Here is a 24,796-nt window from a genome sequence, read left to right on the forward strand (position 1 = left end):
AAATTTTACTCCTACTGTTACCTAAAATCAACTGCTACTACGATTGATTAAATATTCCCAACTTTCTTTCAGTTTGTTAAAGTCAATGTTTTCATCATGTTTACCATATATATATTGTTCATAAACATGAGTAATCTTAGACATCTCATTTGTACCAAAAGTGCTATCAATCTCTTTCGCGAAAGAATGTAGTGTTTGGTCATTTTTTCGTTTGTAACCTCTAAATTCAAGCACCTTTAACAATTGTGTATACATCGTTTCGAACGATGCTTCGTTCATTGTCTTTCTTCGATTCAGTTGTACATACAATTTTGGCAACCATTTTTTACGAGTAATTAATAAAATTATACCCGCAAATAAAATTGAAAGATTAATAATTACAAAGAAAATGTGATTTCGGTTAATGAGATCCACTAGGTTAGCGAAGAAGTTTTTATCATTTCTATTAGAAGTTGGTTGCTGCTCTCTATCTCTTTCCAATTCTTCCACAGTTTGTTGTTGTTCTTCTTCAAGAACTAATTCTTCTTCACGATCACTTGTTTCAATATCAAACTCAATAGAACGCATATTTGAAAATCCTACAGTAGGCTCAAAGTTTACCCAGCCAACGTTTGGAATATAAGCTTCGACCCAAGAATGGGCATTATTATTTGTTACTTCGTAAGTTCTAATAGATCCATTCGTGTCGACAATCTCTCCACCCATAAAGCCTTTTACCCATCGAGCTGGAATACCTTGCGAACGTAGCATGACTACCATCGAAGTAGAGAAGTTATCACAATATCCCATTTTTGTTTCAAACAAAAATTGGTCAACATAATCTTGATCTGCAGTAGGAATTGCTACGTTATCAGTCTCGTATTTATAGCCATTTCTAGAAAAATAACTTTCTATCGCCCTTGCTTTTTGATAAGGGGTTGTAGCACCTTTTACAATGTCATTTGCTAAATCAACTACACGATCAGGTAACGTATCCGGAAGTTGTAGATAAGGTTCAAAAGCAACCGGGTCAATAGGCACTGTTGGCTCACTCTGTAAATCACTATATAAATAAGTCGGCTTACTATATACAACACTATATCTATCTAATTTTAATATTTTATCATCACCATAAGGGTAAATTTTCTCGGTGTTGGTATTCATTATCAAACCGAGTTCAGAGTATTCACTATTATAATCAGGGTCTAATTCAACTCTCTTCATACCATAAGGTTGCATGATAAAATCAAACGGATTAATTTGTGTAATTTCTGCAATTTTTGCATTTTCCTCAGGCCCTGTTGGTAACGAATAATTTATGTCCTCACTCACATTGAAGTAGGCGGACTCATTCGGTATATTGGCGGATTGTTCCCAACCTTTTGATGTATAAAAGTCTTTTGTTTCTACTCGCCAATACTGCTTAGCATCTGCCTGTGCTAAAAACACAACTGTATCATCGGCAACAAACGCTCCACCGAGTCTACTATCATTCGTTCCATAGCCAACCTTGGAGACACTATTTCCACCTTCAACTCCATCCCCTTGCCCAGTTGCCGCTTTAATAAATGGTACTGGGTCTGGCCACTGGGGATCTGATTTCGGTAAAACAATACCTACTACACTCACTAATCCTATTAAGAGAATTGCAGGCATAACTAGATTGAAGTATTTGTACCAATGTACGGTAATACCCGATTGTATAATTATATTTTTTACATATAAAAACACTGTCATTAAAAGTCCCAGTATCACAACCTTCACCATTGCATAGGTACCATCATATTCTGTAAAAGTATCTAATGTAGCAATGAAGAAAATCGTTAGTATAAGGAAATAAAAAATTGTTCTTCTTACAGTAATCCAATAATGAATTAAATAAATTAACATCCAAATTAAAACAAAGAATAAAAACGTTCGGAAAGGATCCGTTATTTCAAGCCATCTTCCACTAATGACAACTACTAGATTATATTGCATCTCAGAAAGTAAAAAGGAGAAGCCATCAGAAGTTAAAAATGAGAGATCCTTATAAACCTTTGCTATAAACCAACCAATATAAGTTATTTTTACAATCCACGAAATAATGAAGTGAACATTAAATAGGCTAATCGTTAAACATATTCCGATAAATATTAAAATTAATCCCATATGACCTGTTTTTGTCAGTTCTAAAATGGGAATTAACCATTCTTGTAATATTAAAAAAACAACAAGATAATATAGACCGAGTTCAGTATAATGAAATGATTTTACTTTCACGGCTTTGACACCTCCGTGAATGCATTTTTAAAATGTTCTCTTGATAGTGAAATAACTTTTACATTTGGATAATTTCTTTTCGTCATCCCACCCCCATCATTTAATACAAAGCAGATTGCCCCACGCATTAAGCTCGTGCTGTTCATGAAGAAATGCGATAGTTCATCTGTAAAATTACCTGTAATAAATATGAAGGTAGAAGAATTTAAACTTTTTAATTCTTTTGTAAGTATAGAATAGATGGATTCGTTGGCATCTGGCATAACAGTAGCTAAATGCTTCAACACTTTTTGAAATTGACTTTGGGTTTTTACATTCGGGAAATAGCTCCTCGTATTACCATACGACAAAAATGAAATATCCCCTTGGTTTTTAACAACTGTACGAAGGATGGATGCGGACAAGTCCACTACCTCTTCGAAATTGTAAAGCTGTGTACGATCGATACAAAGGAAAATATGCTGAGTTGTTCTATCTTCAAACTCCTTTGTTCGAAGGGTTTCATTTTTAGCAAACGATTTCCAATGTATCCAAGAGAATCGGTCTCCAGCTTGGTAATCTCTTACACCTGTAACCATACTAGTATCTTTTACAATTGGTACAACCGATGCAATTCCACCTTGATCGTACTGCATTTGTACTTGTTGATATCGTAATTCCGTAATTTTCGGATAGACGATAAAACTTTGAGTGTCATTTACTACCTTTTTTCGTGTTGCCCATCCGAAAAAGTCTGATACTGTAAATTCTAACCCTTGAAACGTAAATTGCCCTCTATTTAAATTTCTTAATTCATACGTCCATTCAAAATTCCTTTTCCAGCCCACAAAGAAAATGTTGCTTACGTTGCCATTTGCTTTATCTGAAAATTGCTTATCAAGGTCAATTTCACGCACTGTTAATAAAAGAAGCGGCAACCAAGTTTTATTTTGAAAGCGGACAGAAATACGAGCTGTATCTCCTCTTTCAACAACAGAGGGATTAATTTCTCTATGAACATTATGAATATTAATAGGTACAAGAAATAGTAAGAAAGAGTACAGTAAAAATGGTATTAATGAATAAAAGAGAAACCAGCTAACGAATCCGCCTTGAAACATTGCATAGCTAAAGGTGACAACCATTAACAATAGTATGAGGATTAGACTACCTATTTTTTTGAAGACAGGTTTTACCTTTGTCATTTCTCAGCGTACCTTTTTATAGGAACTATTGCTTTGTTGATGATACGGTTTAATATTGCCTCTTGAGTAATCCCCTCATATCTTGCTTCTGGTCTTAAAATGATTCTGTGTGCAAAAACATACGGTGCTAAATATTGAACATCATCTGGTATTACATAATCGCGGTTTTGCATTTTTGCGAATGCTTGAGAAGCTTTCATAAGTGCGATTGAAGCACGAGGACTTACACCTAGATATACCTCACTCACTTTTCTAGTTGCTCTTGCAATCTGTACAATATACGCTTTTATAGAATCCTCTACATAAATATTTTTCACTTCTTCTTGAAGCTCTAATAATTCTTCTAGAGAAATAACCGAATCTAATGTACCGATTGGTTGATTATGTTCCGCACGTCTAAGTACTTCTACTTCTTCTTGTGGAGACGGATAACCCATTCGAATTTTCAGCATAAATCGATCTAACTGGGCCTCTGGTAATGGATATGTTCCTTCATATTCAATTGGATTTTGTGTTGCCATAACAAAAAACGGTTTTGGAATATGAATCGTTTGACCATCGATTGAAATCGATGCCTCTTCCATACTTTCTAATAATGCGGATTGTGTTTTAGGAGAAGTTCGATTGATTTCGTCAGCTAATACAATATTTCCTAAAATTGGACCTGGTCTAAATTCAAACTGTAATGTTTTCGGATTATATATTGAAACACCTATTACATCTGAAGGTAGTAAATCTGGTGTAAATTGAATACGTTTAAACTCCGCGCCAACGGATTTTGCTAGAGAACGAACCATCATAGTTTTACCAACACCAGGGACATCTTCAAGTAAAACATGCCCACCTGCTAACATCGCAACAACACTTAATTGCGCAACTTCTCGTTTACCAATCATTACTTTTTCTATATTACTAATTATTGATTCAATTTTTTGATGCATTTTCCAAACCTCCCAAGCAATCCCCAACAGTAGTCAGAATTTACAAAAAATATATTTAAAGCATAACGAAAACCTTGTTTGAAAACAACTAATTCATTTTAGTTTAATGTATTTTTACAATATGTAACAAACAGTATATATTCTTAAACTTATCTATATATGTAAAACTTATACAATATAATAAAAAAAGCCTGCATCATTTTTGATACAGACTTATTATTAAATTAGTAATTTAAATGGACGAACGATAAGTGCTTATTTGAGACTTCTTCGATACATGTTTTATTTTTGATGTCTTTTTTAATAGGTAATTATGAAGCTCAGCCATTGAATTGGCGTCACTTTGAACCCCTTTTACAAAAATAGCTTTTCTATTATTTCTTATCAATCTCATTGGAGCATCTGTTTTTTGAGGTGCATTTCCCTGCTTTTCCTTACCGTTTTGATGTTGAGTGGACTTTTCTCTCTTTTCTTCCCCTTCATCCAGCAATCGGAAGACGCGCTCATTTGTTTGTAAATATTGTCTGGAATTGCGGAAAACACTACTAGTTATACCTTGTATACGTGAAGTCCTCATGGTGCACTTACCCCCTTCCAATATAAATACAATATAGAATCTCTACCTTTAGTATCGGAGATAATTGGTAAAAGTAAAGAAAACCAGACTAAATTTACCTCGTCTGGTTTCCATTTCTCGTTTTCTTTATTTCCAAAAGTCATCAAAAACTGTTATCGGTAAATGGCGCTTATGCTGCGATCTTATATAATGACCCTCAATCACTTTACGTGATTCTTCTGGAACTTCTTTACCTTCTAAATAATCATCAATAACTTCATAAGTTACACCTAAAGCTGTTTCATCAGGAAGTGCAGGTCGTTCTTCTTCTAAATCAGCTGTTGGCGTTTTTAAGAAAAGATGCTCTGGACAACCTAAGTGAGCTAATAGCTGTCTACCTTGGCGTTTATTTAGTCTGAAAATCGGAGTTATATCGACTCCACCATCACCAAACTTTGTATAAAAACCTGTAACTGCTTCAGCAGCATGGTCTGTTCCTACAACAACTGCATTATTCATTGCAGCGATTGAATATTGAACTTTCATACGTTCGCGCGCTTTTTCGTTTCCTTTAGCATAATCACTTAATTCTATGCCAGCCTCTTTTAAAGATTTAACACTTGCATCAACTGCCGGTTTAATATCCACTGTAATTATTTTAGTAGGTCTTATAAATTGAATGGCATCTTGTGCATCTTGTTCATCTGCTTGTACACCGTAGGGAAGTCTTACTGCAAAATTCGTATATGTTTCTTCTCCTACTTCTTCATTTAACTCATCCACTGCAATTTGTACTAATTTACCTACTAACGTAGAATCTTGTCCACCACTAATAGCAATAACAAAACCTTTTAAAAATGAATGCTTTTTAGCGTATTCTTTTAAAAGATCTACGGATTTACGTACTTCATCTTCTGGATCTATTTTTGGTAGTACTTTTAATTCTTCAATGATTTTACTTTGCAAGTTCATGAGGCATTATTCCTCCTTACATATTTTCCATGTTTTGAACCATTTCGCGCACTTCTTGAATATTTCTCATTTTGTTATCCCAACATTTTTGGCTTAAGTCTACAGGATATTCTTCTGGATTTAGTGAGCGTTTGTACTCATCCCATAATTGGTCTAATCGTTCAAATGCATATTTTTGCATCTCCATAACAGAAGGACTACTGTATACAACTTCACCTTGATCAATTACTTTTTGATGTAAGTTTTGCGCTTCAAAATTTGTAACAAATTTTGAGATAAATGTATGGACTGGATGGAACATTTTAATTCGTTCTTCTGAGCTAGGGTCTTCATCTGCCATTACGATATAATCGCCTTCTGCTTTGCCGTTTGCTTTATTAATGATACGATATAAACTTTTTAAACCAGGTGTTGATACTTTTTCAGCATTTGCTGTTATTTTAATTGTATCTTCCATTTCACCGAACTCGTTTTCGATAGATACGATTTTGTATACAGCACCTAGAGCTGGTTGGTCGTATGCTGTAATTAACTTCGTACCAATTCCCCAAGAGTCAACTTTTGCGCCCTGTGCTTTTAAGTTTAATATCGTGTACTCATCTAGATCGTTTGAAACGATAATTTTAGCATCTTTGAATCCTGCTTCATCTAACATTTTGCGTGCTTCTTTTGATAGGAAGGAAATATCACCACTATCTAATCTTATTCCTATAAAGTTAATTTTATCGCCCAATTCTTTTGCAACTCGAATAGCATTAGGAACACCTGATTTTAAAGTATTGTAAGTATCAACTAAAAAGACACAATCTTTATGTCTTGCTGCATAAGAATGGAATGCTTCATACTCACTCTTATAAGCTTGAACCATTGCATGTGCATGAGTTCCAGATACCGGAATATTAAATAACTTACCTGCTCTTACATTCGATGTTGAATTAAATCCACCGATAATTGCAGCACGTGCACCCCAGATTGCAGCATCCATTTCTTGTGCTCTTCTTGACCCAAATTCAGCAGCTACATCGTTTGGAATTATATTTTTAATACGGCTTGCTTTTGTTGCTATAAGTGTTTGGTAATTTACAATATTTAAAAGGGCTGTCTCAATAAGTTGAGCTTCAGCTAAAGTTGCTTCAATTCGAACTAATGGCTCGTTTGCAAATACTATTTCGCCTTCAACTACTGAATACATTGAACCTGTAAAACGAACCGTCTTTAAATATTCAATATAGTCATCTTGATATCCTAGCTGTTTCAAATATTCGATATCTGATTTGCTAAATCGGAAGTTCTTTAAATAATCTAACATGCGCTCTAATCCAGCAAAAACTGCGTAGCCATTTCCGAATGGTAATTTACGGAAATACAACTCAAAGATCGCCTTACGATTATGAATTCCATCAGCCCAATAACTTTCTGCCATATTTATTTGGTATAAATCTGTGTGTAAAGATAAGCTATCGTCTGGGTAATTTGTTTTCATAAGAAGTCCCTTCTTCCAATTTCATAATTAGTCATAGTATACACTATTTGTAAAATGTAGAGTAAAAATCAGTTATTCTAATAATTAAGCTCATACTAATTTTATATTAGACTGTCTATTTTTTGTTTAATAAATGCTTATACACTAAAAATTTCAATTGAAACGGAGACTTACCCATATGGACAATCTAGAAACTTCAATACAATTTCAAAATGTTAGTTACCAAAGAAATGAAACAATAATTCTCAATAACGTGTCAGGAGATATATATAAAGGAAAAATTACCGCGCTTGTCGGACCTTCGGGTGCAGGCAAAACAACGTTACTAAAATTATGTAATGGATTAATCTCACCTACAAACGGTGACATTTTAGTTGAACATAAACATATCACCGATTTTGAACCCACATCTCTAAGACGACAAGTTGGTATTGTCTTACAAAACGCACCCATAATTCGTGGATCTGTATTTGAAAATTTAGCGCTACCTCTCAAGTTACAAAAAAAGAATTTATCCAAAGATGAAGCAACAGCAATGTTAACTACCGTCGGACTAGAGGATAGCTTCCTAAATAGAGATGCCTCTGATCTATCTGGTGGACAAAAACAAAAGCTGGCTATAGCCCGTACATTAATTAATCGACCTAAAATATTATTAATGGATGAAATCACTTCAGCACTCGATCCAATTTCCACAAACGAAATTGAACAGCTCATCGTTAATATAAAAGAAAAATATGGGGTAACTATTGTTTGGATTACTCATAATATCGAACAAGCTAAGGAACTTGGAGATTTCATATGGGTAATGATGAAGGGTCAATTAATAGAAAGTGGAGATCATTCAATTTTTAGCAGTACAAGAAATATTAAAGTACAACAATTTTTTGAAGGGAAAATTTAATATGACATATACATCTTTGGCATTAACACTCATCTTTGTATTAATCCCGCTTATTTTATCTAGAACATTACAATTAGGCCTTGAAAAAGACACGATTTTTGCAACAGTACGTTCCATTATTCAACTTTTAGCAGTAGGTTATGTATTAAAATTTGTCTTTGATTCAGATAGCTACATATACATTTTCTTAATGATTGCCTTGATGATTGTTGCTGCTACTTTAAATGCAAGAAAAAAAGGGAAAACAATCAGAGGTATTACATGGAAAATAGCAACGACTTTAATTATTGTTGAAGTAGTGACACAAAGTATTTTACTTGGATTAAATATCGTTCCAGCTACGGCTCAATATATAATCCCTATTAGCGGAATGTTAATCGGTAATTCTATGGTTCTTTCAATTTTGTTTTTAAATCGTTTTACCGCAGAAATCGAATCAAATAAAGATTCTATTGAATTGATACTTTCACTAGGTGGTACTCCAAAACAAGCAGTTCATACTCAGCTTATTAATGCAATTAAAGCAAGTATGATTCCAACAATTGAAAGCCAGAAAACGATTGGTCTTGTACAACTACCAGGGATGATGAGTGGACAAATTATCGGAGGAGCCGATCCCGTTGTCGCAGTTCAATTTCAAATATTAATCATTTTTGCACTGTTAACGACTGCAGCACTGTCTAGTATCTTAGTCGGCTTTTTATCGTACCCAACCTTATTTAATGAAAGAATTCAATTTTTAGAAGCTAATAATCAGAAGATTTAAACTATTAATAATTTTAAACTAGAATTTTCTAACTATGTTATAATTTTTAGAAAAAAGAAGGAGTTAATATATATGCCATTGCTTAGAGACTTTTTCATTCAATTATCTGAAAATCAATTATTAAACAACGCTGCACAAAAATATGGTCTTAAATTAGGAGCACAAAGTGTAGTGGCTGGAACGAATATTGAAGAAGCTATCGAAAGTATGAAGGAATTAAACCGACTAGGCATTTCTTGTACTGTTGATAATTTAGGTGAATTCGTATATGAAAAATCAGAAGCTATTAAAGCAAAAGATGAAATTTTAGCAGTAATTGAAGCGATTCACGAAAATGGTATAGATTCTCACATTTCAGTTAAACCATCTCAAGTAGGTTTAGATATCGACTATGACTTTTGTTATGATAACTTAATGGAGATAGTTGGAAAAGCTCATCAATACAATATGCATGTAAATTTCGATCAAGAAACATACGATCGCCTTCAACCAACCTTTGAATTAATGGAAAAAATTTCAGAAACATACGACAACATAGGAACTGTGATCCAAGCATATTTCTTTAACGCGAAAGAAAACATTGAAAAATATAAAGACTATCGTTTACGTCTTGTTAAAGGAGCTTATAAAGAATCTGCAGAAGTTGCTTATCAAGATAAGCTCGATATCGATTTGAATTTCATTGAACTAATTGAATATCATCTATTGCACGGTAAATTCACATCAATCGCTACTCATGATCATAACGTTATTAACCACGTTAAACAGTTTGTAAAAGATCATAATATCTCTAAGGATAAATTTGAATTCCAAATGCTTTATGGATTCCGTAAAGAAATGCAATTAGAACTTGCAAAAGAAGGTTATAACTTCTGTACTTATGTACCTTTTGGTAGTGACTGGTATGGCTATTTCATGCGTCGCCTAGCAGAACGTCCACAAAATATTAATCTAGTAACTAAACAAGTATTTAATAAGAAAACAAATACAGTTCTTGGAGTGGCAGCTGCTGCTTTCATCTTAGGACGTTTAACTAAAAGAAATAAATAAAATATGAAATAATAAATAGGCTAACAATCTGCTAGATTGATAGCCTATTTTAGTTACAAATTATTTATTCCAACCTTTTTCTTTAAAACGGGAAATGGCCTCAATACGATTTCCAACACCTAATTTATCTAATATCGTTGAAATGTAATTGCGGACAGTTCCCTGAGACAAAAACAATTCAGAAGCAATCTCCTTTGTTGTTTTGCCCTCAGCCACCAGTTCTAGCACTTGACTTTCACGGTCAGTCAACGGGTTTTCACTTTCATCTTCATATACAAAATCCACTAATTCCGGTGCAAAAATTCTTTTTCCATCAATAATCGTTCGAATCGATTGGACTAACTCTTCAATAGGACTATCCTTCAGTAAATAACCTCTAACTCCCGCTTTACGTGCTCTTTCAAAATAACCAGGTCGTGCAAACGTAGTTAGAATGATAATCTTACAATCACTTTGAATAGAATGTAAATGTTCTGCCGCATCTAAACCAGTTTTCAAAGGCATTTCAATATCCATAATACAAATATCTGGTTGTAGTTGTTCAACAAGTTTAATGGCTTCTTCACCATTTTTTGCAAGCCCTACTACTTCCATGTCTTCTTCCATATTAAGCAGTGATTTCATCGCTCCTAAGAGCATTCCTTGATCCTCAGCTATAACAATTCGAATCAAATCATTCACTCCTCTCCTGATGTGTAATGGCAAGTGGAACTGATATGTTTAGTGTCGTACCTTTATTACTGTCTAACGAAATTGAACCATTGATAAATTCAAGTCGCTCTTCCATTCCTCTTAAACCGTTACCATAAAAATTATCATTTTGACTGATCCCTTTACCATCGTCATGAATTTTGATAAATATTTCATTATCATCTTGTCCAATCGTAATTATGCACTTTTTAGCATGACTATGCTTTACTACATTGGTAATACCTTCTTTTAAGCACATACTTAATACATTCTCTACTAAAACTGGCATGTTTAGGTGTTGAATATCTCCAACAATTTCATACCTTATGTTAGCTACAGTTAGTAGTTGTTCAACACGGATTAATTCTTCTCTTAATTTAATCGCCCGCATATTGGAAACGAGTTCTCGTACTTCCTTTAAAGCAATACTTGCTGTATGGCGGATATCTTTTAGTTCACTTACTGCATCATCTGGATTTTTTGATACAAGACGATTTGCAAGATCACTTTTCAAGACGATTAGTGATAACTTTTGACCAAGTGTATCGTGCAAATCACGTGCTATACGTTGACGTTCTTCATAAATGATTAACTCTGCAATTCGCTCTTTAGCAACCTCAAGTTCACCCTCCAAATTTTCCCTTTTATTTCGACTATATAATGTAAATGGCAGTAATACAACCCCAAGTACTGTAATAATAAGAAACGGAGTTTGTGAAAGAAATAGGTTTAAATTTAGGAAGTATCCAAATACAATGGATATCACTGTAAAGCCAATATGTAGTCCATACATAATATAAAATCCGACAGCATTACGGATATTCCCTATAAAGAACGCAGTAAACAATGATAAATAAACATATCCGAACATTAAAGTCATAATGACGTTTAATACCATTTCAAAACTAATCCACATGTATACAAGTCCATTTTTTGAGTTAAAGGACAACCAGTGGGATATAAAATAGATAAGTACTAATACAATACCTATAATAATTTGAATATATGAATAAGAACGAACGAGAAAATAAAAAGGCAAAATGCAAAAAATAATCCAAACATAAATACTAATCCAAGGGTTTTTCGGGAAAATCGTATACCAACTTTGCATTATAGACCTCACAGTATATTTGTTTTCCTTATATTATAACAGTAGAACAATTTTCTAACACTTACTCCTTATCAGTAAAAGGAAAAGTCTCAAAAGTAACTTGGTACTTTTGAGACAAATTCCTCCTTACGCATGAATTGATTTATTATTTTTCACTGGCACTTTTCTATCTACTTCTTTAAAAGTGACAAACTTTTTCTGCTTAGGGTCATATAGTTTGTATCTAATAGACTCAAGACTTGTTTTAAGCGTGATTGTTGTTGCTTTTTGTAACGGTGTGATTGACTCATGCGCCTCTTCTAGCTTATAGTTCGGAACTCTTGGCGCTAGATGGTGCACATGATGGTACCCGATATTACCCGTTACCCACTGTAATACTTTTGGTAATTTATAAAACGAGCTACCTTCAACCGCAGCTTTCACGTAATCCCACTCTGGATCGTATTCAAAATACGAATCTTCATACGTATGTTGAATGTAGAATAACCAAATCCCCATTGAACCTGCTGCAAACAATGTAATTCCATGAACTAGTAAAAACGATTGCCATCCAAAGAAATAAATCAGTGTTGCACAAAGTAATAACACCATTAAGTTAATAAAGTGTGTATTTAAACGTTCTTTTTTCTTCGCATCTTTTTTATTAAAACGATTTAATACTAGCACTAAATAAAGCGGTCCTAAACCAAACATAACAATCGGGTTACGATACAAACGGTATCCAAGACGACCTAATTTAGATTTCGCTAAGTATTCATCAACAGTAAGCATATCAATATCACCAATACCGCGCTTATCAAGATTTCCACTAGAAGCATGGTGAATTAAATGTTCTCTTCTCCATTTCATATATGGAAATGACGTTAAAATCCCAGTTATATTCCCTACAATATCATTTGCTTTTTTATTCTTAAAGAACGATCCATGTGTACAGTCATGGAAAATGATAAAGGTTCTAACTAAGAAAGCCGAAGATAAAACTCCACAAGCTACAGCATACCAAGGGGAAAATTGTACTAAGTAATACCCCGCAGACCACAATAGTAAAAGTGGAATGATGGTGTTAATCATCTGCATTATACTCTTATTTCTTTCAGCTTTTGCATATGCAGCCACTTCTTTACGTAACTGTTTTGTTTTTTCTGCATCATTCATAGTCACTTAAAAACTCCCTCTTTCTAGCTAATTAATTACTTTTATCATACAAACATTCATTCACCTGGAATAGAATCAAACATCACTAGATATTCATTACAAATGTCATAGTATAACGATGCTATTCATGTGAATGAGAATGTATAATAATACAAGATAAAATTATCTTAATAATAGTATTGGAATAGTTTTTCTCATTATGTGTGACACTTGTCATGAATAATGTTGGTTTAAAATGCTAGATTTTTTAGTTTATTTCTTTCATATGTGTTAATTGACCGATGTTTTTAAACATAAAAATGGCCAGAGGTAATTACCTCTAGCCTTAATTTTTTATTTACGCTTAATAGTTGGAACATACAGCATTTCGTCGGAAGTAGGTGTATAGTCAATTGCATTATTCACGCCTGTATTAATTTTTTCTAAGTAAAGCGTAACATACGGTACATCTTCAGCGACGATTTTTTGAATTTCTTGTAGTTGTACTTCACGCGATGCAGAGTCCATGTTCGTTCTAGATTCATTTAATATTGCATCCACTTCTGGATTAGAATAATCTGTATGCCCTACAAAACGTTCTGTATGGAAGCGATCGAGTGAATAAGCACCATCATACATCGAGTTTCCTAAACCAAGTAAGTATGCCTCTTTATTTTCGTTTGCATTACGTAATTGTACAAAATTACTCCACTCTGAGAATTCTAATTTAACATTAATACCAGCCTGAGCTAACATACCTACGATTAGTTCTGCTACTTCACCATCTTGTAAATAACGTCCTTTAGATGCATGAAGAGTCATATCGAATCCATTTGGATATCCTGCTTCAGCAAGTAGTTGCTTCGCTTTTTCCAAATCATAGTTATACGTATTATATAAGCTCGGTTCATGTCCGAAGTTTCCTGGTCCTACCATTGTTAATGTTGGAATACCTGCACCTTGTAAAGCAAACTCCGTAAGTACCCCGTCATCAATAGCATAGTCTATTGCTTGTCGTACTTTAACATCAGCTGTTGGATAACCATCTGTTGTGCGCAACACTAAGAACAGAACACGATTGGATACTTCCTGTTTTAACGATGTCTTATCGTTATTTTCAACACGCTCCCAGTCAGCAGGAGGAATGTTCGTAGCAATATCAACACCACCAGTTAATAACTCAGATACACGAGTTGAATCTTCTGGAATAATACGGAATGTAACTGTATCCCACTCATCAATTTTTCCTAGGAAGTAATCATCAAATGGTTCAAATACGATTTGACTATCTCGATCCCACTTAACAAATTTATATGGTCCCGTACCTACGGGGTTTGTTAAGAAATGATCCCAACCATTTTCTTCAATATAGTTTTTTGGTAACATTCCAGATCCTAAACGTGCAAGTCGGTGAATGATAGATGGTTCAGGCGCATGCGTAATAATTTGCACTGTATAAGGGTCGATGATTTGTACTTCTTTAATTTGTTTATAGTTCGGATGTTCTTTTAGTGCACTATCTGTGGCAACTCGCTCAAGGGTGAATTTCACGTCTTCTGCCGTAAATTCATCTCCGTTATGGAATTTCACACCTTGTTTTAACACAACTTGAATGGTTGTATCATCAATGATTTCATACGATTCTGCTAACCATGGCTGCAACTCATTGCTTTCATCTCGTTTGAACAAGTAGTCAAACATATTTTGATGAATCGATTCCGTCGAGGTATTGTTATGGTTATGAATGTCAAAACCTAACATGTCTGAACCGATCGCAATGACTAGATCTCTATCTACTTCAGCCACTTCATTTGTATTTTCAGTGCCAGTATCTGTTCCTGTTTCTGTTGTTTCATTGTCCTTAGTTGCATCTTTTTCTGTAGTAGTCGTTGAATTACCCGAACAAGCTGCTAACAGAAGCAACACAAACAATAACGATAAAAATAGATAATGCCTTTTCAACGCCTTCCCCCTCTTTTATCCTTTAATTTTTAATACTATTCGCCTAATATCTAAGTTGCTTACTTAGTATATTATCCTAAAATTTGACTTTATGAATAAATTCAAACGCCAAAAATCGACAAAATGCTGCACTTGTGAGGTGGAAGGGGTTATGTGGCTTCTAAATGGACATTTGGGGGAGGGAGTCTGGTTGTTTTGTCTTTTATAGGACTTATAAAGGACATTTGGGTGCTGAAATCTAGTGGATTTGTCTTTTATAAGGCTTCTAATGGACATTGGGATGCTGAAATCTAGTGGATTTGTCTTTTATAAGGCTTCTAATGGACATTGGGATGCTGAAATCTAGTGGATTTGTCTTTTATAAGGCTTCTAATGGACATTTTGGGGAGGAAGTCTGCCTGATTTGTCTTTTATGAGGCTTCTAAAAGACATTTGGGTGGGGAATTCTAGTTGTTTTGTCTTTTATAAGGCTCCTAAAGGACATTTGGATTGGGAATTCTCGTTAAATTGTCTTTTATGATGCTTCTAATGGACATTAGGGCGAGAATCTCTAATTGATTTGTCTTTTATAGGCCTTATAAAGGACATTGGGGTGAGGAATTCCGGTTGATTTGTCTTTTATAAGGCTTCTAATGGACATTAGGGCGAGAATCTCTAATTGATTTGTCTTTTATAGGCCTTATAAAGGACATTGGGGTGAGGAATTCCGGTTGATTTGTCTTTTATAAGGCTTCTAATGGACATTAGGGCGAGAATCTCTAATTGATTTGTCTTTTATAGGCCTTATAAAGGACATTGGGGTGAGGAATTCCGGTTGATTTGTCTTTTATAAGCCGTCTAATGGACATTAGGGCGAGAATCTCTAATTGATTTGTCTTTTATAGGCCTTATAAAGGACATTTGGGGGAGGAAGTCTGCCTGATTTGTCTTTTATGAGGCTTCTAAAAGACATTTGGGTGGGGAATTCTAGTTGTTTTGTCTTTTATAAGGCTCCTAAAGGACATTTGGGGGAGAAAGTCTGCCTGATTTGTCTTTTATAAGCCGTCTAATGGACATTAGGGCGAGGATCTCTACTTGATTTGTCTTTTATAGGCCTTATAAAGGACATTAGTTTAAGGAATTCCGGTTGATTTGTCTTTTATAAGGATTCTAATGGACATTAGGGCGAGGATCTCTACTTGATTTGTCTTTTATAGGCCTTATAAAGGACATTGGGGTGAGGAATACGGTTGATTTGTCTACTATAAGCCGTCTAAAGGACATTGGGGTATAAAATTCTAATTGATTTGTCTATTATGAAGCTTCTATTGGACCATGAAGGACGTTTCAAAGCCGAAATCCTCTCAAAATGACTTTCATCCCACTTATGAAGGACATTTCTTTGACGAAATCCTCTCGAAATGTCTTTCACACCCTTCATGAAGGACATTTCTTTGACGAAATCCTCTCAAAATGTCTTTCATCCCCTTCATGAAGGACATTTCTTTGACGAAATCCTCCCGAAATGTCTTTCACACCCTTCATGAAGGACATTTCGTTGACGAAATCCCCCCAAAATGTCTTTCATCCCCTCGATGAAAGACATTTTCCGCACCAAGCCACCTCGAAAGGTCCTTCCACCATCTTTAATTCCCCTGTAACTCCTCCGGATTCGCAGGGCCCTCTAAATCTAATTGATAAAATACGATGTCTAACCAGCGGCCAAATTTATAACCGGCATTTTTGATTTCACCCGTATAATAGAAGCCTAATTTTTTATGAGAAAGAATACTGCCTTCATTACTTGCGTCAATACAGGCGATCATCGTTTTTACTTCACGTTTTACCGCTTCGGCAATTAGGTGTTTCATTAATTTCGATCCGATGCCTTTTCGATAATGATCTTTATGTACATATACCGAATGTTCCACTGTATATTTGTAGGCTGGGTAAGGACGGAATTGAGAGTACGTTACAAAACCAGCAACCTCACCATTTTCTTCATAAACAAAACTTGGGTCATTATTTTTTTCTTTTACTAAAAACCATTCCACTCTCTGCTCCAGCGTTTCTGGAGAATATTTATAAAGTGCCGTCGTATTTTCAATGGCATCATTATATATTTCATTCACTACTTCTAAGTCTTCCATTTTCATTTTTCGAATCAAACTTCTCACTCCCTTAGAGTATTAATTACTATATTTTATCTTCACTATTAAATTTTGAAAAGAAACAAAAATCCGCAAATTCTCTTTCTGCCGAATTCAAGATACGACATATCCAAAAATATGTGCATGATTCGCTTAATTCTAAATAAGTCGTATCCCAATTCCGCTAACTAGAGAAACTGAGTTTTCAATCTAAAGAGAAAAAAGTAGGGACTAAAAAATCCCTACTTCCACACAAAACTTTATTACACATTAAAATATCTAGCATCTGGATGGGCAAAAACAATCGCTGATACACTTGCTTCTGGTTCCATCATAAAGCCTTCTGTTAAATGAACACCAATTTGTTCTGGTTTTAATAACTTAAATAATTTTTCTTGGTCTTCTAAATTTGGACAAGCTGGGTACCCAAATGAGAAACGCTGACCTTGATATTTTGCAGCGAAACGTTCACGCATTGTGAAGTCAGTTGCATCTGGGAAGCCCCAAGCATCACGAATTTCTTGGTGAATTCGCTCTGCATATCCTTCAGCAAGCTCTAGTGCAGTTGCATGTAAAGCATGACTTTCTAAGAATTTGCCCTCCCCTTTTAACTGGTCTGCAACATCTCTAACACCGTGTCCCGCAGTAACAACCATCAATGCCACGTAATCCATTTCTCCACTATCAACAGGCTTTAAGAAATCAGATAAACACATATATGGTTCCACACTTTGACGCGGGAATTGGAATCGCTCAATTTCCGTTTTTCCATCTTCCGGACTGTAAATGACTACATCGTTTCCATCTGCTTGTGCTGGGAAGAACTGATACATGCCAGATGGCTTTAATAGTCCAGATGTTAAATAGCCCGTTACTAATTCATGCAATTGTGTTGCACGTTCGTCATTTTCTGCTAACGCCTTCTCCACATTCCCTTTAAACCCTAAATGATGCCCTATTAAAGTCCGCATATTTACATAAGGTTGTAGATGCGATACAGAATAATTTCTTGTAATATGTTGCACTAAATCTTTTGGAATAAAGACAGGTGCATCCTTTACAGTTCGAGCTACTTTTGCAGGTGCAACTTTTACCGGTCGCTCTGCACGTTTAGCATCTGCAAGTAAGCGTTTCTCTTTAGATTCTTCAAGTTCTTGAATAAGCAATTCACGTTCTGATTCATCCATTAAACGATTTGCATGATCCAACCCTTGCATTGCATCTTTTGAGTAAATAACAGGACCTTCATATTCAGCCGCTATTTTCGTTTCTGTAAATCGTTTAGATAACGCTGCTCCACCAACAAGAATTGGTAAATTAATATCTGCCTCTTTAAAATCTTGTGCTGTAAGAACCATTTGTTGAGCAGACTTAACTAATAATCCAGATAACCCGATCATATCTGGCTTTTCTTTTCGAACAGCTGCTATTAATTCTGCTGGGGTTACTTTGATGCCTAGGTCAATTACTTTATAACCGTTGTTACTAAGAATAATATCAACTAGGTTTTTACCTATATCATGAACATCACCTTTTACAGTAGCAAGAACGATTTTTCCTTTTCCAGCACTGTCGTCTTTCTTCTCCATGTACTGTTCAAGGTGTGCGACTGCTGCTTTCATTACGCCTGCGCTTTGAAGTACTTCCGCAACAATTAACTGGTTATCGTTAAATAGACGACCTACTTCAGACATACCAGCCATTAAAGGACCATTAATAATATCTAATGGGTTATCAAAGATTTTTCTAGCTTCTTCAAGGTCAGGGATTAACCCCTCTTTCGTTCCTTCTACAATATAGTAAGCTAGACGTTCTTCTACAGTATCAGGTAGTTTAGCTTCTGTTTTTTCTTTCTTTTTATCACGATAAAAATCAGTAAATACTGCAAGTGTTTCATCGTTTGTATTGAAAATTAAATCATTCGCTAACTTAATTTCTTCTTCAGGAATTGAAGCAAAACGTTCTAATTTTTCCGTATTAACAATCGCGTAGTCTAACCCTGCTTGTGTACAGTGGTACAAATAAACAGCATTTAAAATTTCACGACCTACAGGTGGTAAACCGAAAGATACGTTACTAACACCAAGTACTGTTAACGCTCTTGGGAACTTTTCTTTAATCAAACGAATCCCTTCGATTGTCTCTTCCGCTGCACCTATATATTGTTCGTCTCCAGTACCAACTGGGAATACTAGCGGGTCAAAAATAATATCCTCTGGTGCTAGTCCCCATTTTTCTGTTAGTAAATTGTAAGAACGCTCAGCAACTTCAAGCTTTCGCTCCCTCGTAGTTGCCATTCCTATCTCATCAATTGTACCTACAACTACAGAAGCACCATATCTTTTCACAATAGGCATTACTGCATCGAAACGTTCTTCTCCATCTTCTAGATTGATAGAGTTGATGATTGCTTTCCCTTGGGAGTACTTTAGTGCTTCTTCAATTACACGCTCATCCGTCGAATCGATTACCAAAGGCACTTTTACTTTTTTCACGACTTCTTGCATGAAATTCTTCATGTCTTCTAATTCGTCACGGTCAGGATTTGCTAAACAAATGTCGATTACGTGGGCACCGTTTTTCACCTGAGCTCTTGCAATTTCAGCAGCTTCTTCAAACTTCCCATCAATGATTAACTGCTTAAATTTACGAGAACCAATAACATTCGTACGTTCCCCTATGAATAGTGGCCTCATAGAATCATCGTATTGCAGTGGTTCAATTCCTGAAACGACATGCCCATGAGCTAGTTCTTTTCGAGGTCTTGGAGCGTATCCGTCAACAGCTTCGCGAATTGCTTCAATATGAGCTGGAGTTGTTCCACAGCAGCCCCCAACAATATTTAACCAACCTTTTTCAGCAAAACCGCGCAATTTTTTTGATAATGAATCCGGCGACTCATGGTAATGACCTTCCTCATCTGGTAAACCTGCATTAGGGTAACAACTTATATAGCTTGTTGATAAGTCTGAAAGAGAACGGATATGGTCTGTCATGAATTCTGGGCCAGTCGCACAGTTCAACCCAACAGATAACGGTTTTATATGTTCTATTGAAATATAAAATGCTTCAATCGTTTGCCCTGCAAGAGTTGTACCCATTGGCTCAATAGTTGCAGAAACCATGATCGGTAAAGTTATGCCAGTCTCCTCAAATGCACGATTTACTCCAATTGAAGCAGCCTTAACGTTCAACATATCTTGGCTCGTTTCAAGTAATAAAAGATCCGCTCCACCTTCAATTAACGCCTTCGCCTGAACATAAAAATTCTCAGTCATTTCATCAAAGCTAATACCACCCGTTACTGATAACGTTTTTGTTGTTGGACCTATAGCACCCGCAACAAAACGTGGCCATTCCTCTGTTGAAAACTCTTCAGCTGCTGCTTTTGCTAGTTGAACAGCTATTTTATTTATTTCTTCTGCTTTATATCCTAAGTCATATTCATTCAATACAAGGGGTGTTCCACCAAACGTATTTGTTGAAATAATATCCGCACCCGCTTTTAAATATTCACGGTGAATTTTTGTAATTACATCAGGGCGTGTTAATACTAAATTTTCGTTACATCCGTCTAATGCTTCCCCACCAAAATCATCAGCAGTTAAATTTTCCTGTTGGAGCATTGTCCCCATCGCACCATCGATAATTAAAATGCGCTTATTCAATTGTTCTTCTATCAGATGGTTAACCATTTACATATACTCCTTTTACCTCTTCGTCGAGTTGTTTTATATAATCCATTAGTTGGCTAGTCATTTCATAGCGTAAAAATGGTGTAATTAAATAGATTCCATTGAAATATTTTGTTGCCGTATCTAATAATTCCTTAGCAATGGCAAGCCCTTCTTCAGCCTCACGAACTTTATCTCCATCACATGATTTCATTCTCTCAAGAGCCTCATCAGATAACTTAATGCCTGGAACTTCATGATGTAAAAATTCCGCACTTCTAAAGCTTGTAAGAGGCATGATACCAATATATATTGGTACTTCTAAATGTTTTGTCGCTTCGTAAATATCTACAATTTTTTCCTTTGTATATACAGGTTGAGAAATAAAATAGTCAGCCCCATGCTCTATTTTCTTTTCTAACCTGCTCACTGCACGATCCAATACACGTACATTTGGATTAAAGGCAGCCGCAACAGAGAAATTCGCTTTTTTACGAAGTGCCTTTCCAGAGAATGAAATCCCCTCATTTAATTGCTTAATTAGAGAAATTAACTCCATAGATGAAACATCATAAACGCTTGTTGCACCAGGGAAATCCCCTACTTTTGTCGGGTCGCCAGTAACAGCTAAAATATCATGTAGACCTAAAGCATTCAGACCCATTAAATGAGATTGTAAACCAATTAAATTACGGTCACGGCAAGTAATATGTGGCATTGTACGAATACCATGTTGTTTTAAAATGGCACCCATAGCTAAATTACTAACTCGCGGAGAAGCTAATGAATTATCTGCCATCATGATTAAATCAGCACCGTTATTATAAAGAGCTTTTGCACCTTCCACGAAAGCATCTACTTCTAGATGACGTGGTGTGTCTAGTTCTACAATTACTGAACGTTCACGTTTAACCTTCTCATGAAGTGGTTCTGTATTTCTTGGCTCAGGATCGCGTATTAATACTTCTTTAGCTGGTTTAGCAAGTTTTTGTTCGATTGGTTTACGGTTAGCCAATTGTTTCTTTACAGCTTCAATATGTTTAGGTGTTGTACCACAACATCCGCCAATTAAACGAACTCCTTGATTTGTTAATTCAATAGCTGCACGAGCAAAATAGTCTACTTCCGATTCGTAAATGACTCGACCTTCTTCTATATCTAAAAGAGACGCATTTGGATAGGCTGTTAAAAATGCACGTTTTGGTAAATCCACAGTTTCAAACGCCTGAATTGTATGGTAAGGTCCTAATTTACAGTTTACACCGACAAGGTCTGCACCTAATTTTTCAAGTTCACTGAAAGCTTCATTTAATGATAATCCATTACTTAATACGCCGGGATCTTGCATTGATACTTGGGCAATGATAGGAAGATCTGTCATCGTGCGTAAAAGTTTTAACGTTTCAGTTAATTCTTCGAAATCATAATAGGTTTCAAGTAGAAGGCCATCTAGCTCACCTTTTATTAATACTTCGGCTTGCACACGTATAGCATCCAAAATTTCTTCTAGTGTTGTATCGCTTTTACGTACACCACGTATAGCACCAATTGAACCGAGAACAAATTGATCACCATTATTTACCGCGTTTTTAGCTATGCGTATAGCAGCTTCGTTTATTTCGACAACCTTTGACTCTAGACCATACCGAGCAAGTTTAATAGCATTTGCTCCATATGTATTTGTTTGAATAATATCTGCACCTGCCGCTATATATTCACTATGAATTTTTTCGATTAATTCTGGTTTAACTAGATTCATTTCTTCATGGCAATAATCCAAACCGTATGAATATAAAAGTGTACCCATAGCACCATCAGCAGTTAATACCCTACTCTTCAATGCTTCTCGAAGTCCCATTGTATCGTCTCCCTTAAAAGAAAAAATAAAAGCCCTCTATATGAAAGATAGAAGGCATAACATTTTGATATGAAATTCCTTCTTATCTATCGGATTTACCCGCTGGATTTAGCACCTTACATAAATGTTGGTTGCTGAAGCATCCTCGGGCCAGTCCCTCCGCTTCTCTTGATAAGAATCTTATTCTATTATAATAATTTGCTAATACCTATGAAGGTGATAGACTTTTACTGATTAAAGTAAAGCTTAGATTGAATCATATCTTAAAATTCTAAATACTTCAACACTTTTGTTATAATTTTATGATTTGTCTACATTTAGCATAGATAAAACTTTCTGCGCTGTACCCTTACCGTTATCAATACAAGCTCCGATACCCACACCAAAATACGAACAACCAGCTATCAAAAGATTAGGATAATTTGAATCCAACTGACTAAGAACATCTTGTAACGCTTCGTTATGCGCTAAATCATATCTTGGCATTTGGTCAATCCACTTTCTCACATGTACTACAACTGGCTTTTCTTCTATATTTAAACTTAACTTTATATCTTGAAGTGCAACTTCTGTTAACTCCTCTTTAGTCATCTTTTCTAATTCGTCATAACGTGGATTATTACTTTTATAAAATAAACGTACAAGTAGATTGCCGTTTAAAGAAGTGTGCTTCCATTTACGGCTCGTCCAAGTTGAAGCATTACATACTAGATCACTATTATGAGAAACGATAAACCCTGTACCATCGGCAGGAAGAATCGAATCAGGTAAATCAAAACCTAAATACATCGTAATCGCTGATGCATTAGTAAATTTTTCTAGATATTGATCGAGCTCTTGATCGCTTATTAATGAACGCACAGCTTGATTAGGTAATGCTAAAATTACTACATCGGCTTGAAGAGTTTCACCGTCACTAAAATTTACTTCATATCCTTCGGTAGTCTTTTTAACTTTCGTTGTTTCTCGATTTTTATAAATTTCCACATTAGGCAGGTGTTCTTCTATTCGATTAATAAAGGCAGATAATCCTTTTTTGAAGGAAATGAATTTTTTATTCGCATCCCTTTCAAATTTTTCTCGATTTGCTTGGAACCCTTTCATAATACTTCCGTATTCATTTTTATAGTCGACTAAATAAGGTAAAGTAGAGCGAAGAGATAACTCGTAAAGGTTGCCTGAATAAACACCTGCAAGAACTGGTGCAATTTGCTTTTTTACAATTTCTTCTCCTAAGAAATATTCTAGAAATTCACCAATTGAACTTTCTTTTGTAAATTGCGTATTCGGAATGTCAGCATCTTGAAGTACACGTTTTTTTCCTTCTTCTGAAATTAACGTACTCGCCATTAATGATTCTTCACTCATGGGGATTCCAAAAGTAGAACCTGCTGGAATGGCGTGTAGTTCGTTATTTGTATGAATATAAGAAATACCTGTCTCGTTATAAACAAGTTCTGATTCAAAATTTAACTCGCGAACTAATTCAAGTATTCCTGGATATCTAGCAACCATTGAATCCGCGCCACTCTCCATTATGTACCCCTGTTCATAGACAGTATGCATTTTCCCACCGAGATATGGGTTTTTCTCTACTAATACTAATCGCGCTTCAATATTTTCTTCTTTTAATTTTTTGTTAAGGTAATACATTGTTGTAACACCTGTAATACCTCCACCAATCACTGCTACAGTTTTCATATACACAACTCCTCTTGTGTCCTAGTACTCTTAGTATAAGCCTTTTTCTTTTGTAATAATTGTGAGATGTATTACAAATTTCGGAATTTGCTTTGAATGATGGGCAAGACTGCAACAAAAAGTTGTAGTTTGACTTGGAAACATGTTTTTGCGTGACATCTTACTTGGGACTCTCCATTTTTTGTCATGCAACTCGCTTTTGCGTGACAACTTACCAAGGATTCTTTACTTTTTGTCATGCAACCTGCTTTTGAGTGACAACTTTCTTGGGACTCTCCATTTTTTGTCATGCAACTCGCTTTTGCGTGACAACTTACCAAGGATTCCTTACTTTTTGTCATGCAATCTGCTTTTGCGTGACAACTTTCTCGGGTCTCTCCATTTTTTGTCACGTAACTCACTATTGCGTGACGATTTTCTCAGGACAACACATTTTTTAT

The 24,796-nt window shown here is 35.3% G+C and carries 17 protein-coding genes and 1 riboswitch; of the genes, 3 read left to right on the forward strand and 14 right to left on the reverse strand.

Features of this window, described 5'->3' with window-relative positions:
* Positions 1-27: 27 nt before the first annotated feature.
* The 6 genes from CRO45_RS16815 to CRO45_RS16840 all read right to left on the reverse strand — a co-directional run bounded on the left by CRO45_RS16815 (position 28) and on the right by CRO45_RS16840 (position 7,377).
* Positions 28-2,241: a transglutaminase family protein gene (locus tag CRO45_RS16815; RefSeq protein ID WP_097150790.1), complete on the reverse strand. Its 2,214-nt coding sequence runs from the start codon at positions 2,239-2,241 to the stop codon at positions 28-30.
* On the reverse strand, positions 2,238-3,425 hold the full coding sequence (locus CRO45_RS16820) for a DUF58 domain-containing protein (RefSeq protein ID WP_097150791.1): 1,188 nt from the start codon (positions 3,423-3,425) through the stop codon (positions 2,238-2,240). Before CRO45_RS16820 ends, CRO45_RS16815 begins: the two co-directional genes overlap by 4 nt.
* Positions 3,422-4,366, reverse strand: a complete 945-nt coding sequence (locus CRO45_RS16825) for an AAA family ATPase (protein ID WP_097150792.1) — start codon at positions 4,364-4,366, stop codon at positions 3,422-3,424. The genes CRO45_RS16820 and CRO45_RS16825 overlap by 4 nt, the downstream gene beginning before the upstream one ends.
* A 232-nt stretch (positions 4,367-4,598) precedes the next feature.
* The gene (locus tag CRO45_RS16830; protein ID WP_097150793.1) at positions 4,599-4,943 is read right to left on the reverse strand and encodes a hypothetical protein; all 345 of its coding nucleotides are present in this window, start codon (positions 4,941-4,943) and stop codon (positions 4,599-4,601) included.
* A gap of 126 nt (positions 4,944-5,069) precedes the next feature.
* A complete protein-coding gene (gene nadE, locus CRO45_RS16835; protein WP_097150794.1) occupies positions 5,070-5,894 on the reverse strand; it encodes an ammonia-dependent NAD(+) synthetase in 825 nt (274 codons plus the stop codon).
* A gap of 16 nt (positions 5,895-5,910) precedes the next feature.
* Positions 5,911-7,377 carry a nicotinate phosphoribosyltransferase gene (locus CRO45_RS16840; protein ID WP_097150795.1) on the reverse strand — a complete coding sequence of 489 codons (1,467 nt, stop codon included), beginning with the start codon at positions 7,375-7,377 and terminating at the stop codon, positions 5,911-5,913.
* 178 nt (positions 7,378-7,555) lie between these two features.
* On the opposite strand from CRO45_RS16840, the gene CRO45_RS16845 reads away from it, so the two are divergent.
* The 3 genes from CRO45_RS16845 to CRO45_RS16855 all read left to right on the forward strand — a co-directional run bounded on the left by CRO45_RS16845 (position 7,556) and on the right by CRO45_RS16855 (position 10,097).
* A complete protein-coding gene (locus tag CRO45_RS16845) occupies positions 7,556-8,281 on the forward strand; it encodes an ABC transporter ATP-binding protein (RefSeq protein ID WP_097150796.1) in 726 nt (241 codons plus the stop codon).
* Position 8,282: 1 nt separating this feature from the next.
* Positions 8,283-9,047 carry an ABC transporter permease gene (locus tag CRO45_RS16850; protein WP_097150797.1) on the forward strand — a complete coding sequence of 255 codons (765 nt, stop codon included), beginning with the start codon at positions 8,283-8,285 and terminating at the stop codon, positions 9,045-9,047.
* Between the two features lie 72 nt (positions 9,048-9,119).
* Complete coding sequence (locus CRO45_RS16855) at positions 9,120-10,097, forward strand: proline dehydrogenase family protein (protein ID WP_097150798.1); 978 nt, start codon at positions 9,120-9,122, stop codon at positions 10,095-10,097.
* A 60-nt stretch (positions 10,098-10,157) separates the two neighbouring features.
* Here the strand turns inward: CRO45_RS16855 and CRO45_RS16860 are convergent, their stop codons facing one another.
* The 8 genes from CRO45_RS16860 to hemG form a co-directional block, all read right to left on the reverse strand.
* On the reverse strand, positions 10,158-10,769 hold the full coding sequence (locus CRO45_RS16860) for a response regulator transcription factor (protein ID WP_097150799.1): 612 nt from the start codon (positions 10,767-10,769) through the stop codon (positions 10,158-10,160).
* Between the two features lies 1 nt (position 10,770).
* The gene (locus tag CRO45_RS16865) at positions 10,771-11,898 is read right to left on the reverse strand and encodes a sensor histidine kinase (RefSeq protein ID WP_097150800.1); all 1,128 of its coding nucleotides are present in this window, start codon (positions 11,896-11,898) and stop codon (positions 10,771-10,773) included.
* Between the two features lie 126 nt (positions 11,899-12,024).
* Positions 12,025-13,053, reverse strand: a complete 1,029-nt coding sequence (locus tag CRO45_RS16870) for a fatty acid desaturase (RefSeq protein ID WP_097150842.1) — start codon at positions 13,051-13,053, stop codon at positions 12,025-12,027.
* 333 nt (positions 13,054-13,386) lie between these two features.
* Positions 13,387-14,994: an ABC transporter substrate-binding protein gene (locus CRO45_RS16875; protein WP_097150801.1), complete on the reverse strand. Its 1,608-nt coding sequence runs from the start codon at positions 14,992-14,994 to the stop codon at positions 13,387-13,389.
* Between the two features lie 1,625 nt (positions 14,995-16,619).
* Entirely contained in the window at positions 16,620-17,141 is a 522-nt protein-coding gene (locus tag CRO45_RS16880; RefSeq protein ID WP_097150802.1) for a GNAT family N-acetyltransferase, read from the reverse strand.
* Positions 17,142-17,386: 245 nt separating this feature from the next.
* Positions 17,387-20,818: a methionine synthase gene (metH, locus tag CRO45_RS16885; RefSeq protein WP_097150803.1), complete on the reverse strand. Its 3,432-nt coding sequence runs from the start codon at positions 20,816-20,818 to the stop codon at positions 17,387-17,389.
* Entirely contained in the window at positions 20,811-22,655 is a 1,845-nt protein-coding gene (locus CRO45_RS16890; protein ID WP_097150804.1) for a bifunctional homocysteine S-methyltransferase/methylenetetrahydrofolate reductase, read from the reverse strand. Before CRO45_RS16890 ends, metH begins: the two co-directional genes overlap by 8 nt.
* Positions 22,656-22,734: 79 nt before the next feature.
* Positions 22,735-22,833, reverse strand: a riboswitch (SAM riboswitch).
* Positions 22,834-22,955: 122 nt separating this feature from the next.
* Complete coding sequence (gene hemG, locus CRO45_RS16895) at positions 22,956-24,356, reverse strand: protoporphyrinogen oxidase (RefSeq protein ID WP_097150805.1); 1,401 nt, start codon at positions 24,354-24,356, stop codon at positions 22,956-22,958.
* Between the last annotated feature and the right edge of the window lie 440 nt (positions 24,357-24,796).

Origin of the sequence: Ureibacillus acetophenoni (assembly GCF_900220965.1) — a bacterium.
GTDB classification, from domain to species: domain Bacteria; phylum Bacillota; class Bacilli; order Bacillales_A; family Planococcaceae; genus Ureibacillus; species Ureibacillus acetophenoni.